Here is a 15,043-nt window from a genome sequence, read left to right as displayed (position 1 = left end):
GCCGATGATTATCATCTAGGTTTTAGATGAGTCGTCGCCATGCATGGCAACCTGAGGTGGTTTGCACTCGTTCGGGTTGCCTGGCTGCAAGTACGGCATCAGGATCGGCGCCATGCCCTTGAGCACCTGCACCGGCAGCGCCGAGGTGAACTTGAAGGCTTCTGCCGAGCGCCCAGGGACGAAGGCGGTCAACGTGCCGAAGTGGTTTTCACCGAGGAAGAACACGAAGGTGGCGGTACGGTTGAGCGAGCGCGAGCCGATCAGCCGGCCGCCAGCGCCGAAGCTCTCGATACGGTTGTCGCCGGTACCGGTCTTGCCACCCATCACCAGCGGCGTGCCATCCTTGAGCTTGAAGCTGCCGGAGATGCGCCGTGCGGTACCGGCATCGACCACCTGCGACATGGCACCTTTCAGCGCCCGTGCCACTTCTACCGGCAGAATCCGCACACCCCGGTCCGGGTCGCTGACCAGCTTGGTTTCGTAGGGGGTATTGGCGGCAAAATGCAGCGTGTCGATGCGTAGCGTCGGCAGGCGCACGCCGTCGTTCTGGATGATGCCGACCAGTTCCGACAGCGCTGCCGGGCGGTCACCGGAACTGCCGATGGCGGTGGCCAGCGACGGCACCAGATGGTCGAACGGGTAGCCCACGCGCTTCCAGCGTTGATGGATATCGAGGAAGGCCTCGATCTCGACCATGGTGCGGATGCGGCTGTCACGCGCACCCTGGTGGCGGCTCTTGAACAGCCAGCTGTAGACCTCCTGGCGCTCGAAATGGCTGGCATTGACCATTTCGGTGAGTGTGGAACTCGGGTGTTTCAACAGGTAGCCCAGCAGCCACAGGTCCAGCGGGTGGACCTTGGCGATGTAGCCCTGGTCGGGCAGGTCGTACTTGCCGGGGCCGTAGGCTTCGTACATCTCCGCCAGCTTGCCGTCGGTGAGTTTGCCCAGGGCAATCTTGTCATCCTTGCTGTGGGCACGGACGAAGGCATTGAAGGTTTCCTGGCCAGCTTCGGGGAACAGGTAGCGGTGTACCGCAGCCAGACGCTGCGGGGTGGCACGCATGCTGTCGAGGAAGGTATCCAGGCGCTGCTGTGAAGTCTTGCGCTGGTATTTCTTCCAGAAGCGCATCAGGTAGCTGGTGCCTTCCTTGTCGGCGAAACGGGCCAGGTACTCCTGGCGGCGCGGGTCGGAGTCGTCCTTGAGCAGCGGCACGCGGTTGAACGGTTGCTGGTAGGTGACGTAACGCACCAGGTCGCGCATCAGGCGGATGAACGGCAGGTTGATCGATTCGCGCAGGGCATCCTTGAGGGTCGGGTTGCGGTTGTTGTCTTCCTTGCGGAAGTTGTTGAACACGTGCATGCCGCCGCCGGTGAAGAAGGCCTCGCCGGTGTTGGCCGAGTACTTGCGCTCCAGCGCCGCATCGAGCATGGCATCCAGGCTCTGGTTCTTGCTGTTCTGTGCCAGCCATTCCAGCGACCACTGGGTGATGCGGTCGAGCTCGGCGACTTCGACCTTCTTCAGCTCGGCTGCGGGTTTGCCGGCGTACTTGTCGTGCAGCTCGGCGATGATCTCCAGGTAAGTCGTGAGCACTCGCAGCTTGGCGGTCGAGCCCAGTTCCAGCTTGCTGCCTTCGTTGATATCGAAAGGCTGGTTGGTGCTGTCGGTCTGCACACGGACCCGCGAACCATCGCCGGTGCGCTCGAACAAGGTGAAGCTGTAGCTCACCTGGTCGGTGGTCTTGGAGGTGAGCAGGCGTTCGCCGATCAGGCCGATCTGCGCCGCGAACTCGGGGTCGGCAAGGTTTTTCAGGTACTGGCTGACCTGCAGCTGCAGGTCGGCTTGCAGGGTACTGGTGGCTGACACATCAAGGCGGTCGAGGTCATACAGCGGGCGGTTGAGCATGGCCGCCAGGCGGTTGCGGGCCAGGCTGATGCCTTTGTTGGTGATGATCGGCACGATGGTCGGCTGGGCGACCCAGTCGCGGTAGACCGCCTTGCTGGCCAGCGCCGCATCGGCCAGCGGTTGCTCGATGATCTTGGCGGCCGCCAGCACGCGGATGTGCGAGTCGGTGAGCTCGGCCAGTTCGACGCGGCCCTTGGACAGGTAATGCGAAGGGCGCCGCTGGGCAATCATCAGCGACAGCACCTGGCGCAGGGCCAGGCCGCGCGCGGCCATGCTTTCAGGGTCCGTGGCAGTGGAGGTCAGCGCCTGGTTGACCTGGTCGAAATCGGCGCCGTACCACACCCGCAGGCCTTCGGCCATGCCATGCACCTCGCCATGCCCGGGCACGGCCGACAGCGGCACACTGTTGAGGTAGTCACGTACGATCCGGTGGCGCGCTTCACTGGTGTCGGGGCCACCCTGGTAGGCGCGCACGCTGGCCGAGATCATCTGGCGGATTTTCTCTGCACCATTGACGGTCAGGCCATCCGGCGAATGGCGGTATTTCTCCAGCTGGGTGGCGAGGGTGCTGCCACCCGCCGACTGGCCGGGCAGGGCCAGGTACTTGGCCACCTGGCTGTACGCGGCCTTGGCAAAGCGCGGCCAGTCCACGGCCGGGTTGTTCTTCACGTCCTTGGTGTCGAGCAGGTCGCGGTTTTCGATGAACAACAGGCTGTTGACCATCACCGGCGGGATGGAGGCGAAATCCGGATACAGGTGCTGCGGGTAGTTGTACTGGTACAGCGTCTCGCCGCGGCAGTCGGTGATCGACAGGCCGGCCTGGATCTTTTCGATGTAGGGGGCGAACAGGCCGTGCTCGACATAGCGCATCAGGGCCGGGGAGAACTGCACCTGTTCGCTGATCAGGTAGTCGCGCTTCAGCAGGCGTGGCAGAAACTCGCCCAGCCCGCTGTAGCCCAGGCGCTTGTCGAACGGCCCGTCGCCCGGATAGACGATTGCATCGCTCGGCCCGGGCTGCAGCGAATAGGTGAGGGTGGTGGCCAGCTTGCTGAATTCGCGCGATTGCAGGTTGGAGGTGCGGAACTCGTCGTAGGCGGCGAAACCGATGGCCACCAGTGCCACCAGCAGGATCAGGAAAATCAGCCGCCACCAGAGCCTGCGCTGACGTGGGGACTGCGGTTGTGGCGTCTTGGCCGGAGGTGCTTCAGATGCTTCCGTTCTGCTTGGTTCCGATTGCCACAGTGCGCCCATAGTCTTCAATCCGGCCAGGTATTTTCGTCTTGCTTGTCTGAAGCTTAGACGTTGGCAGGAACAGGTGAAAAATTTGTAGGAAGTCGAGAAAAGTGGCGTAGGGCTATGCGGCTTTGGTGTGGGTTTATTCCTGCGGCGTTGTTGTTAGGGTGGCAGTGCAAGCGGGGCTGGTGAAGCAGCCCCCGAAAAAACTCGCTGAATTTTCCTGGTTATACAGCGAAAACCCCTGTATCGGACTTCCTATACTGCTCGGCCCCTTCGCCCTGCCGGCCCCTCTAGACCGGCACACGGGCCGGCCCACAAGGCCAGCCCGGCAAGCCAACGCCACGCCTATCGGCATGACCGGTGCTGCACGAAGGTCAACTCCAATAACAAAATGAGGTTGTATTGCTATGCCAGTCGGCAACCATCCTGCCCCTGCCGAGCCCTCCGAGGGCGGCCCGCTCAAGCGTGAGCTGGGCGAACGGCACATTCGTCTGATGGCGCTGGGCGCCTGTATCGGCGTCGGTCTTTTCCTCGGTTCGGCCAAAGCCATCGAAATGGCCGGCCCCGCGATCATGCTTTCCTACATCATTGGTGGCCTGGCGATTCTGGTGATCATGCGTGCCCTCGGCGAGATGGCCGTGCACAACCCGGTCGCCGGCTCGTTCAGCCGCTACGCCCAGGATTACCTTGGCCCGCTGGCGGGCTTTCTCACTGGCTGGAACTACTGGTTCCTGTGGCTGGTGACCTGCGTTGCGGAAATCACGGCGGTGGCCATCTACATGGGCATCTGGTTCCCTGACGTGCCGCGCTGGATCTGGGCCTTGATGGCGCTGGGCAGCATGGGCGCAGTCAACCTGATCGCGGTCAAGGCGTTCGGCGAATTCGAGTTCTGGTTCGCCCTGATCAAGATCGTCACCATCATTGCCATGGTTCTCGGTGGCATTGGCGTGATCGCGTTCGGCTTCGGCAATGATGGCGTCGCCGTGGGCATCTCCAACCTGTGGAGCAACGGCGGTTTCATGCCCAACGGCGTGACGGGCGTGCTGATGTCGCTGCAGATGGTGATGTTCGCCTACCTGGGCGTGGAAATGATCGGCCTGACCGCCGGCGAAGCACGCAACCCGCAGAAAACCATCCCTCAGGCGATCGGTTCGGTGTTCTGGCGCATCCTGCTGTTCTACGTCGGCGCCCTGTTCGTGATCCTGTCGATCTACCCGTGGGACGGCATCGGCAGCCAGGGCAGCCCGTTCGTGATGACCTTCGAGCGTCTGGGCATCAAGACGGCTGCCGGCATCATCAACTTCGTGGTGATTACCGCTGCGCTGTCGTCGTGCAACGGCGGCATCTTCAGCACCGGGCGCATGCTCTACAGCCTGGCGCAGAACGGCCAGGCACCGGCCGCCTTTGCCCGCACCTCGAAAAGCGGCGTGCCGCGCAATGCGCTGCTGCTGTCGATCGGTGCCTTGCTTCTGGGCGTGCTGGCCAACTACCTGGTGCCTGAGAAGGTGTTTGTCTGGGTGACTTCGATTGCCACCTTCGGTGCGATCTGGACCTGGGTGATGATCCTGCTGGCGCAGATCAAGTTCCGCGCCGGCCTGTCGACCACCGAGCAGAAGGCGCTGAAATACCGCATGTGGCTGTGGCCGCTGAGCTCCTACCTGGCCCTGGCCTTCCTGGTGCTGGTGGTGGGCCTGATGGCGTACTTCGAGGATACCCGCGTGGCGCTTTACATCGGCCCGGCGTTCCTGGTGCTGCTGACGGTGCTGTACTACACATTCCGCCTGGCACCGCGCCAGGAGCAAGCGCCAGCAAGCTCTGTCGCTTGATCGGACAAAGCCCCGGCCTTAAGCCGGGGCTTTGCTTTCAGCGCCTGGTGTGGCCATTGCTTGCCGATGTCAGTCGGGTCAGGCCTTTGCCCAGAATGGTCAGACTTATGCCCAGCAATGCCAGGTCCTTGATCAGGAAGCTGCCGTTATTGTTTAGCCATGGAAAGCCGCCGGATTCTGTTTCCCAGATCGGCACGGTGAACAGGATCGACAATGTTACTGAGAATGTCAGCGTGCACAACGTCCCCCCTGCTATCGCCGCCAGGGTGGACCACCTTGAACCGAGTATGAGGATTGCGCTGAGTATTTCGACCACACCTAGAAAGTAGGAGGCTCCTGCCTCACCGAACAGGACATAGAGCCAGGCCAGCCAAGGGGTATTGCTGATCAGCGGCACCAGCTCCTGAACCTCGATCGTGGTGAACTTGAGCAGGCCGATCATGAACATTGGCAGGGCGACGCCAAGCATGGCGATGAGGCTACCGGTCGCCTGTAGCTGGCTAGGCGTGGGCAGATAAGGATGATTGGCAAGTCTACGCATTACAGTCATGGTGCAGGCTCCTGGAGAACGTGCACCAGTATTGGCAGGCGGGTCTTGCCTCGCTATGGGACGCTGCCAATCACCACTGTGGGAATTGGGGCGCATGCGATGCAAGAACTATGAATACCTGGTCATAGTCCGATGAAGCACAGGCTGCCCCAACTGTTTGTTCCATTCCAGCCTGCCTGCCAGCAATAGCATGGCCAGCAGCCCGCCCAGTGCGATCAACAACTGCACCGGCCAGCGATCCCCGCCCCATCCGGAAACTCTGCCGCGTAACCGGCGAGGAACACGAAGATCTTCGCTGCGTCGCTGAAGCCGATATTCCGCACGGTGACATTGCCCAATGGCTTGTCAGGGATGTGGTCCCAGAAGATGAACACGAAAGAAGTCGATGCGAAGGTCGTGCCCGTAGTTCATGGTCAGTGTGCAGGTTTGAAAGATGATCGTCTGGTTCACCATGCGGCTCCGCTTCGCCATCACCGTCAACTGGCATTTCTGTCAGTAGTTCTGTTGGCTGGTTTCACCTAATTTGGTGCAAAGGCCAGATCGGGAAGGTTCGAACACGCATGTCACGCAGAATGCCGGCATTCCTCAAGTACCTGATCGTGGGCATCCTCAACACCACCGTTCACGTGGTGGTATTTGCCGCGCTGCTGGCGGCAGGCAATGACCAGGCGCTCAGCAACCTGGTCGCGTTCGTCGCGGCGCTGTCCTTTTCGTTCTTTGCCAATGCCAGGTTCACCTTCAGGGTGCCCGTTTCGCTCATGCGCTACTGCGTGTTCGTGGCGGGGATGGGCAGCCTCAGTGCGTCACTGGGGTACATCGCAGACAGCCAGGGTTGGCCACCACCGTTGACCGTCGGGCTGTTCTGCCTGGTCAGCCTGCCGCTGGGCTTTGTGTTTTCGCGATGGGTCTTCACGGAGAAGCGTACATGGATATTTCGCTGATCGTGCCGGTATTCAATGAGGAACAGGCAATCAGGCCGTTCTATGACGCGGTGCGTCGGGCGCTTGCCAATCAGGCTGATCAGGTCGAGCTGATCTTCATCAATGACGGTAGTCAGGATGGAACCGAAAAACAGATCCGCCAGCTGATCGCCGGTGATCCCGATGTTGCCCTCATCGACCTTTCTCGCAACTTCGGCAAGGAAGCCGCGCTGTTCGCCGGGCTGGAACAGGCCAGTGGCGATGCCGTCATTCCAATCGACGTCGACCTGCAAGACCCGGTCGAAGTGATTCCCAAGCTGGTCGAACAATGGCGGGCAGGCTTCGATGTCGTGCTTGCCAAACGTCGTGACCGTTCATGCGACAGTTACTTGAAACGATGCACGGCTATGGGGTTCTACTTCCTGCTCAACTGCATTTCGCAGATTCGCATCGAGGAAAACGTCGGTGATTTCCGCCTCCTCGATCGCAAGGTCGTGGAGGTGATCAAGTCGATGCCCGAACAGCAACTGTTCATGAAGGGCATGCTGTCGTGGCCTGGCTTCAAGACTGCAGTGGTCGAGTACGAGCGCGCCTCGCGCACGGCAGGCAAGAGTCGCTTCAACGGCTGGAAACTGTGGAATCTGGCCTTGGATGGGATCACCTCGTTCAGCACCGTGCCATTGCGACTCTGGACCTACGTGGGCGGTGTCGTCGCATCGTTCGCGCTGGCTTCAGCTGCCTGGCAGATCATCGATAAATGGCTGTTCGGCAACCCGGTACCAGGGTATCCCTCGTTGATGACAACCATACTGTTCCTTGGGGGTGTACAACTGATCGGCATCGGCGTGCTGGGGGAGTACATCGGGCGTATCTACATGGAATCCAAGCACAGACCGCGCTATGTTGTCAGGGCACGAGTGCGCAGGAGCCTGGCCGGTGAGTCGGGATCCGTATCTCAGAGCAAATCCCAATGACGTTTGCCTGGTCCCGATCGACGACCCGTATAGCCGTTTCACTCATTCTGGGCTTGAGTGCCGCTGTGCGTCTGTATCAGCTTTCAGGGGCTGTAATCTGGCACGACGAGGGTTTCTCCGTGATGCTCAGCGCCATGCCGCCTGGGCAAATTCTGTTTCACACAGCGCGGGATGTGCATCCCCCGCTTTATTACCTTCTTCTGCATTACTGGATAATGGCCTTTGGCGACAGCGTCATTGCCGTGCGTAGCATGAGCGTGTTGGCGGGTGTGGCAACAGTCGCTGTCGGGATGCTGGTAGCAAGGCGTTTGGCATCCCTTCGGGCTGCGCTGTTGGCCGGACTGCTCCTGGCTTTATTCCCGTTTGCAGTACGGTTTAGCCAGGAAACCCGGATGTATGCGCTTTTGAGCCTGCTCCTGCTGGGTGCCACGCTGATGTTGATGGATTGGCTGAGGGAGCCTTTACGGCTACGTGGCCTGATGGGATACACGCTACTTACAGTGGCGGGGGTGTACACCCATTACTTTACGGTGTTTGCAGTGTTGGCCAGCTGGCTTTGCATGGCATGCGTACGAGATGCTGACGGCAGGCCTTTCATACTGAATCGCAACTGGTGGCTTGCCAATGCAGTGATGTTCCTGATGTTCTTGCCTTGGTTGCCTATCCTCTACGGGCAACTCTCGAATACCCAGGCTGTTGCCTGGATACCAGAGGTAACGTTGAGTTCCATACCGCTGGCACTATGGCGTTTTTTCGTACCTGACGCTGACGGTACGGGATATGGAGTAGCGACGCTCTTTTCCGCATTGTTGCTGCTCGTGTCGTCCATGGCAGTGGCCGGCGTAGCAAGGCGCGCCACCCGGCAGGCAGTCTTGTTGTTCATATATTGCTTTTTCCCGATCTGCGCGGTATGGCTGGCGTCCTTTTTGAAACCCATGTTCATGGAGCGCTATCTGTTGTTCGCGGCAGTAGCACTACCCATATTGCTGGCCTTGGGGCTGGATCAGCTCATCAGACATAGGCGTGCCTGCGGCATTCTGTTGACGCTTACTTGTGCGTTTGCAGAAGCCAGTGCCTTGACGCATGTCTATCAATATCAGAATCCGCTTAAGCAAGTAGTCGAACAGTTGTCGCGCCATCGTCAGTCAGGGGACCTTGTAATTGTGGATGGGTTGTTCTGGTACTACAGCGTGGCGTATTACAGTCATGGAAGTTTTATGCCATTGCTCTACCGAGACGGTATGCAAGGTGACTCGTCCGGTACTTCTTTGCAAAGCCGAGGGGCCGCTACGCTGCTCTACCCACATGCTCAGCAACTTTATGTAGCTCGGCCAGAAAACCTTGCGGAGAAGTCCGGTCGAGTCTGGTGGGTGGTGGGGCCCGGCCCGCACCATGTAAGGCAGTTACCTCGGTACTGGCTCAAAGTTGACGAAATCAGGGCAGGAGGCGTCGAGGCTTTGCTGTTCGATATTCCGCCCCATTCTCCCTGAGCTGACTGACCCGCTGGTATGGGTGGTTCATGCGACCGCTTCGCTATGCGGCTCGAAGCTGTCGGCCCGGGCCATCTGCCACATACGCGAATAGAACTGACCGTTGACCTCGCCGGTCAGGAGTTCTCCAGGCTTGAGGAACACATGCATCTGCGAGAACAGCTTGATCTCGGTGGCCGACACGCGCCGCACCAGGTGCCTGGCCTCCAGCTGCGCCGGGTGCTCAAGGCCTGCTGCGGCCAGCATTTCGGCCAGCGCACGCAAGGTATTGTGGTGGAAGTTCAGCACCCGCTGGGCCTTGTCCGGCACCACCAGGGCGCGTTGGCGCAGCGGGTCTTGCGTGGCCACGCCAGTCGGGCACTTGTTGGTGTGGCAGCTCTGCGACTGGATGCAGCCGATGGCGAACATGAACCCGCGCGCCGAGTTGGCCCAGTCGGCGCCGATGGCCAGCACGCTGGCGATGTCGAAGGCGCTGACGATCTTGCCGCTGGCACCGAGCTTGATCTTGTCGCGCAGGTTCAGGCCGACCAGGGTGTTGTGCACGAACAGCAGGCCTTCACGCAGCGGCACGCCGATGTGGTCGGTGAACTCCACCGGCGCGGCACCAGTGCCGCCTTCCTTGCCATCGACCACGATAAAGTCGGGCAGGATGCCGGTTTCCAGCATGGCCTTGGCGATGCCCATGAATTCCCACGGGTGGCCCAGGCAGAACTTGAAGCCCACCGGTTTACCCCCGGACAGCTCACGCAGCTGGGCGATGAAGTGCATCATCTCGATCGGTGTGGAGAAGGCGCTGTGGCGCGATGGTGAGATGCAGTCCTCGCCCATCAGCACACCGCGGGTTTCGGCAATTTCCCGGGTCACCTTGTGCTTGGGCAGGATACCGCCGTGGCCGGGCTTGGCGCCCTGGCTCATCTTGATCTCGATCATCCGCACCTGTGGTGTGCGTGCCTGGGCGGCAAAGCGTTCCGGGTCGAAGCGACCGTCAGCGGTGCGGCAGCCGAAGTAGCCGCTGCCCAGTTCCCAGACCAGGTCGCCACCGTTTTCGCGGTGATAGGGGCTGATGCTGCCTTCGCCAGTATCGTGGTGGAAGTTGCCCAGCTTGGCGCCCTTGTTCAGGGCGCGGATGGCGTTGGCACTGAGCGAGCCGAAGCTCATGGCCGAGATGTTGAAGATCGACGCCGAATACGGCTGGCTGCACTGCGGCCCGCCGACGATGACCCGGAAACTCGCCGGGTCGGTCAGTGGCGCCGGGCGCATGGAGTGGCCGATGAATTCGAAGCCCGACTCGTAGACGTCGATCAGGGTGCCGAAGGGTTTGTCCGAGGCTTCGTTCTTGGCCCGGGCGTACACCAGCGAGCGCTGGGCGCGGGAGAAGGGCAGGGCGTCGCTGTCGGCTTCCAGCAGGTACTGGCGGATTTCCGGGCGGATGGCCTCGACCAGGTAGCGGATATTGCCCAGGATCGGATAGTTGCGGCGTACCGCGTGACGTTGCTGCAGCAGGTCGAACACCCCGATCAGGCTGAGCACCCCGGTGGCCAGGGTGAAGGGCCACAGCCATTCGTGGTGGAGGAACGGCAGGCTCGCCAGGGTGAACAGTACACAGGCGGTGAAGAAGGCATAGCGGCTGAGAAGTGACAGGCTCATACGGGGTCCTTGCGATGGCGCGGTCAGGCTCAGGGCCTGGGGCAAACCCCGACCATAGCCAACTTGTGTGGCAGTGCAAATCAAAATCGGGGTAGCGAAAATCATTCTCGCCTGGGAGTAGGGCGCTGAAAAGCTGTCGGCGTACGAATCAACTTCTCCTTCCAGTTCGCCTGCTCCTGCGCCGCCCCCTCCACCAGATAGCTATACCGCCCCGCCACTCGCACCGCTACGGGTACGCCATCGCGATACAGCAGCCGGTTATCACCCGCAGCAGGCACTTTCGCACCGGGCAGCAGCGACCCTATCAAGTTCAGCGGATCACTGGCGCTCACCACCACCAGCCCACCATCTAGCGCCCGTCGACGTACCTGTCTCAGCAACCCGACCGCCTCCGGCAAGGCGAACTGCTCACCCGCCAGCCCGGCTATGAAACGCCCACCCCGAATCTCGCCACGCGCTTCCAGCCGGTGATAGCAGCGCAGCAGCTCGCGCCAGGGCGGCAGTACATCGCTTTCCCGCTCCAGCAGCCGCCAGCAGATCACCCCATAGCGCCGCAGCAGAGCGCGGGCGATGTGCTCCAGGCGCTGGTTTTCGTCGACAGTGCCGCCGCCCCGACGCAACAAGGCCCAGCGCCCGGCGTGGGCCATGCTGCTGGACAGCGGCGGGTGGCCGCGCCGGCTGTTACGGGATGTGCGCTTGGCCGCCGGGGTGATCAGGCTGCGCAGGCCGGTGAAACTGTCGGCGCCTACCAGGCCGGCCCCCACCAGTTCCTGCAACGCCGTTTCCAGCTCGCTGGGTAGCAGATGGGCACCAACGGTCAGTTCGTCGAAGAACAACGCTCCCTGAGCCTGCAGCGCCTCAAGCACCCGCTGTGCCCGCCCGCCAAGTGCTTCCAGAGCCGGCTCCGGGCCGAGGCTGCGCCACAGGCTCAAGTGTTCACGCGGCAACAGCACCAACGGTGTGCTGGACACGGTATTGCTCGCCACCGTCGCTGCCAGCCGGCTCCAGGCAAACTGCCCGCTGCGGCAGGCATCGTCCAGCCAGTGCGGGCTGTAATCCTTGATTCGTGCGGGCAGCAGTTCTGCTTCCCAGGCGCCGGCCGCACTGGGAAAACCTTGCAACTGGCCCAGCACCTCGGCGACCGCCTGTGGCCCACGCAGGCGCTCATCAGGTGCCAGGTGCTGCCAGTCGAACAGAAAACGCATGAAGTCCTGCAGGCTGACCGGCTCGATCTCCTGGCGCAGGCGTTTCACCGTGTAGCGATGGATGCGTGCCAGCAGGTGGCGCTCACACCATTGCAGGTCCCGCGCCCCTGGGCTGAAGTGGCCACGCAGCACGTAGCCTTCGGCTTCCAGGCGGGCCAGCGCCTGTTCGACCTGGGCGAAGGGCTTGCCGAGTGGTGCGGCAATCTGTGCCACGCTCAGCGGACCGTGGCCGCTCAGGCGGGCGCGTAGCAGCTCGCTCAGTGCGCTGTCCGGGTCGATGGCCTGATCGAAGCCGGGCAGGACTTCCAGCGCGGGCTCCAGGTGCGATGCCGGATACAGCGTTTGCAGCAGCTTCAGGCGTTCGCGTGCCAGCCAGAGTTTTTCATCGATCAGGCGCAGGGCACGTCCGGCCTTGGCCAGCTGGCGCAGCAGCAGGTCCCAGCTGGGGTTGGCCTGGACTTCGTCATGGCTGACGGCGCCCAGGGTCATCAGCGCCTCGTGCATCTCGTCGGCATTGCCCGGCTGCGGCCAGGCTTCGGCCTGCACGGCAGTAATCGCATCGGCGTCCAGCGCACCCAGGTCATCGCCGTCATGCACTTCATTCCAGCGCCGGTTGATCACCGCCTGGGTGCGTCGTTCCTCCAGCGGGGCGTCATCGAGGAAGGTGTAAGGCCGTGCATTGAGAATGGCCGAGGCCAGCGGCGAAGGTGCAGGCAGGTCGCGGCACAGCAGGCGCACCTGGCCGCTTTCCATGCGCCGCAACAACGCCAGCCAGCCTTCGCTGTCCATGGCCTCGTGCAGGCAGTCGTCGAGGGTCTGCTCGACTAGCGGGTGGTCGGGGATCTGCCGCTCACCCACGATGTTTTCCAGGCAGGCGATCTGGTCGGGGAACACTGCAGCGATCAGGTCCTCGCTTTTCATGCGCTGTATCTGCGGCGCCACCTTGCGCCCGCCGACGAAGCGCGGCAGGGCCATGGCCACGCCGGCATTCCAGCGCCAGCGCACGCCGAACAGCGGGGCGTCGAGCAGGGCCTGGATGAGGATCTGCTCGGCACTGCGGCTGTTGAGGTAGCGCCACACCTCGTCCAGTTCGAAGCTGTGACTGGTCGACAGCGACAGCACGATGGCGTCCTCGCTGGCCGCGGCCTGCAACTCGAAATTGAAGGTGCGGCAGAAGCGCTTGCGCAGGGCCAGGCCCCAGGCACGGTTGATACGGCTGCCATAGGGCGAATGGATGATCAGCTGGGTACCGCCGGACTCGTCGAAGAAGCGCTCCATCACCAAGGTTTGCTGTGAGGGCAGGGCACCGAGCACCTCGCGGGTGCGGCCCAGGTAGTCGAGCAACTGGCTGGCGCTGGCGTCGTCGAGTTCGAAGGTGCCTTGCAGCCACGGCAGAACGTTGCCGACCTCGCCTTCGTGCTGCGCCAACTGCTCATCCAGCCGGGCCTGCAGGCGGGCGACTGCTGCGGACAGTTCGTCACTGCGCCCCGGCGCTTCACCGAGCCAGAACGGAATGGTCGGCGGCAGGCCCTGGGCATCCTCGACGCGCACGCGTCCGGGTTCGACCCGCAGGATGCGGTAGGAGGCATTGCCCAGCTGGAAGATGTCCCCGGCGATGCTTTCCACCGCAAAGTCTTCGTTGACGCTGCCGATGTTCAGCGCCTGGGGTTCGAGCAGCACGGCATAGTCGGCAGTCTCGGGGATGGTGCCGCCGCTGGTCAGCGCAGTCAGCTGGCTGCCGCGGCGCCCGCGCAAGGTGCCGCTGACCGCATCGCGGTGCAGGTACGCGCTGCGGATACCCAGGCGACCGTTATAGCCTTCGGCGAGCATGCGCAGCAGGGCCTGGTAATGCGCGGGGTCAAGGGCGGCATAAGGCGTGGCCTGGCGCAGGCAGTCGAATAACGCCTGTTCCTGCCAGGGCTGATTGCTGGTTTCGGCGACGATCTGCTGGGCCAGCACGTCCAGCGGCGCCCTGGGGATGTGCAGTTCATCGAGTTCGCCAAGGCGGATGCAGTCGAGCAAGGCCACGCATTCGATCAGGTCGTCTCGCGAGGTCGCGAACAGTCGCCCCTTGGGGATGCCATCGACCTGGTGTCCGGAACGCCCGACACGTTGCAGGAAGGCGGCGATCGAGCCGGGTGATTCGATCTGGCAGACCAGGTCGACATCGCCGATGTCGATACCCAGTTCAAGCGAGGCGGTGGCCACCAGCACCTGCAACTGGCCGTTCTTCAGGCGCTGTTCGGCGTCCAGGCGTAGCGCCTTGGCCAGGCTGCCATGGTGCGCAGCCACCGCTTCCTTGCCCAGGCGGTCGCTGAGGTGGCGCGCGATGCGTTCGGCCAGGCGCCGGGTGTTGACGAAGACCAGCGTGGTGCGGTGTTCGCGGGCCAGGGCAGCCAGGCGGTCATGGACCAGGCCCCAGACGTCGGTGGCCATGACGGCACCGAGCGGCACCGGCGGCACTTCGATGGCGAGGTCGCGCTGGCGTGCATGGCCGATGTCGACGACTGCGCAAGGGCGTTGCTGGCCGACCAGGAACTGCGCCACGCGCTCCACCGGTCGCTGGGTGGCAGACAGGCCGATGCGCCGCAGCGGGCGCCCACACAGGGCCTGCAAGCGCTCAAGGCTCAGCGCCAGGTGGGCGCCGCGCTTGTTGCCGGCCAGGGCGTGGATCTCGTCGACGATCACCGTGTGCACACTGGCCAGGCCTTCGCGGCCGGACGCAGAACCCAGCAGTACGTAGAGCGATTCGGGGGTGGTCACCAGAATGTGCGGCGCCAGTTTGCGCATTGCCGCGCGCTCCTTCTGCGGCGTATCGCCAGTGCGCACGGCGGTGGTGATGCGCGGGGCTTTCAGACCCTGGTCTTCAAGGGCCTGGCTGATGCCTTCGAGCGGGGCCTGCAGGTTCAGGCGGATGTCGTTGGACAGCGCCTTGAGTGGCGAGACGTAGACGACCTGGGTTTGCGCCGGCAGCTCGCCGCCATGTTCCAGGCCCTCGCGGAACAGCTCGTCAAGCACGGCCAGGAAGGCGCTCAAGGTCTTGCCCGAACCGGTCGGCGCGGCAAGCAGCGTCGACTGGCCGGCGTGGATCAGCGGCCAGGCACGAGCCTGGGCATCGGTGACCGTGGCGAAGTGGCGGCGGAACCAGGTGCCGACGGCCGGGTGGAACAGCTCGAGCACCGGGTGCTGGTGGGCTGGCAGGTTCATCTGTCGGTTATGACGGCTGAACGGCGGCTTGGCAAGGGGCCGTTCGTCGTGGATCTTCGGTAGACTGTCGCCTTTTCAGCGAGCCC

General features: G+C 62.7%; 8 protein-coding genes and 1 pseudogene. 4 read left to right on the top strand and 5 right to left on the bottom strand.

The window, feature by feature from the left end; translation table 11 throughout:
* Nucleotides 1–15: 15 nt before the first annotated feature.
* Nucleotides 16–3,153: a transglycosylase domain-containing protein gene (locus ACIPZ8_RS09120; RefSeq protein WP_400721756.1), complete on the bottom strand. Its 3,138-nt coding sequence runs from the start codon at nucleotides 3,151–3,153 to the stop codon at nucleotides 16–18.
* A 392-nt stretch (nucleotides 3,154–3,545) separates the two neighbouring features.
* Between ACIPZ8_RS09120 and ACIPZ8_RS09115 the strand changes: the two genes are divergently transcribed.
* Entirely contained in the window at nucleotides 3,546–4,964 is a 1,419-nt protein-coding gene (locus tag ACIPZ8_RS09115; protein WP_400721753.1) for an amino acid permease, read from the top strand.
* A 37-nt stretch (nucleotides 4,965–5,001) separates the two neighbouring features.
* On the opposite strand, the gene ACIPZ8_RS09110 is transcribed toward ACIPZ8_RS09115, so the two are convergent.
* Nucleotides 5,002–5,514: a DUF417 family protein gene (locus tag ACIPZ8_RS09110; RefSeq protein WP_400721750.1), complete on the bottom strand. Its 513-nt coding sequence runs from the start codon at nucleotides 5,512–5,514 to the stop codon at nucleotides 5,002–5,004.
* 260 nt (nucleotides 5,515–5,774) lie between these two features.
* Nucleotides 5,775–5,925: pseudogene (gene opgC, locus ACIPZ8_RS09105) on the bottom strand (OpgC domain-containing protein); the annotation flags it as partial.
* A 149-nt stretch (nucleotides 5,926–6,074) separates the two neighbouring features.
* Here opgC and ACIPZ8_RS09100 point away from each other — a divergent pair.
* The 3 genes from ACIPZ8_RS09100 to ACIPZ8_RS09090 are packed head-to-tail and all read left to right on the top strand — an operon-like array spanning nucleotide 6,075 to nucleotide 8,898.
* Nucleotides 6,075–6,455, top strand: coding sequence for a GtrA family protein (locus tag ACIPZ8_RS09100; RefSeq protein ID WP_400721747.1), 381 nt, complete (start codon nucleotides 6,075–6,077; stop codon nucleotides 6,453–6,455).
* Complete coding sequence (locus ACIPZ8_RS09095; protein ID WP_400721744.1) at nucleotides 6,440–7,408, top strand: glycosyltransferase family 2 protein; 969 nt, start codon at nucleotides 6,440–6,442, stop codon at nucleotides 7,406–7,408. Before ACIPZ8_RS09100 ends, ACIPZ8_RS09095 begins: the two co-directional genes overlap by 16 nt.
* Nucleotides 7,405–8,898, top strand: coding sequence for a glycosyltransferase family 39 protein (locus ACIPZ8_RS09090; RefSeq protein WP_400721741.1), 1,494 nt, complete (start codon nucleotides 7,405–7,407; stop codon nucleotides 8,896–8,898). The genes ACIPZ8_RS09095 and ACIPZ8_RS09090 overlap by 4 nt, the downstream gene beginning before the upstream one ends.
* A gap of 27 nt (nucleotides 8,899–8,925) precedes the next feature.
* On the opposite strand, the gene ACIPZ8_RS09085 is transcribed toward ACIPZ8_RS09090, so the two are convergent.
* Entirely contained in the window at nucleotides 8,926–10,545 is a 1,620-nt protein-coding gene (locus tag ACIPZ8_RS09085) for an FMN-binding glutamate synthase family protein (protein WP_400721738.1), read from the bottom strand.
* A gap of 101 nt (nucleotides 10,546–10,646) precedes the next feature.
* Nucleotides 10,647–14,957 carry a DEAD/DEAH box helicase gene (locus ACIPZ8_RS09080; RefSeq protein WP_400721736.1) on the bottom strand — a complete coding sequence of 1,437 codons (4,311 nt, stop codon included), beginning with the start codon at nucleotides 14,955–14,957 and terminating at the stop codon, nucleotides 10,647–10,649.
* Between the last annotated feature and the right edge of the window lie 86 nt (nucleotides 14,958–15,043).

This window comes from Pseudomonas sp. NPDC089422 (genome assembly GCF_044749405.1).
Lineage (GTDB): Bacteria > Pseudomonadota > Gammaproteobacteria > Pseudomonadales > Pseudomonadaceae > Aquipseudomonas.
Note: the sequence above shows the minus strand (reverse complement) of the source record. Positions and strands in the feature narration are given on the sequence as shown.

What these genes read in the sequence shown, in the direction of transcription:
- ACIPZ8_RS09120 (WP_400721756.1), bottom strand. Translation starts at nt 3,153, where the DNA reads ATGGGCGCACTGTGGCAATCGGAACCAAGCAGAACGGAAGCATCTGAA.
- ACIPZ8_RS09115 (WP_400721753.1), top strand. Translation starts at nt 3,546, where the DNA reads ATGCCAGTCGGCAACCATCCTGCCCCTGCCGAGCCCTCCGAGGGCGGC.
- ACIPZ8_RS09110 (WP_400721750.1), bottom strand. Translation starts at nt 5,514, where the DNA reads ATGACTGTAATGCGTAGACTTGCCAATCATCCTTATCTGCCCACGCCT.
- ACIPZ8_RS09100 (WP_400721747.1), top strand. Translation starts at nt 6,075, where the DNA reads ATGTCACGCAGAATGCCGGCATTCCTCAAGTACCTGATCGTGGGCATC.
- ACIPZ8_RS09095 (WP_400721744.1), top strand. Translation starts at nt 6,440, where the DNA reads ATGGATATTTCGCTGATCGTGCCGGTATTCAATGAGGAACAGGCAATC.
- ACIPZ8_RS09090 (WP_400721741.1), top strand. Translation starts at nt 7,405, where the DNA reads ATGACGTTTGCCTGGTCCCGATCGACGACCCGTATAGCCGTTTCACTC.
- ACIPZ8_RS09085 (WP_400721738.1), bottom strand. Translation starts at nt 10,545, where the DNA reads ATGAGCCTGTCACTTCTCAGCCGCTATGCCTTCTTCACCGCCTGTGTA.
- ACIPZ8_RS09080 (WP_400721736.1), bottom strand. Translation starts at nt 14,957, where the DNA reads ATGAACCTGCCAGCCCACCAGCACCCGGTGCTCGAGCTGTTCCACCCG.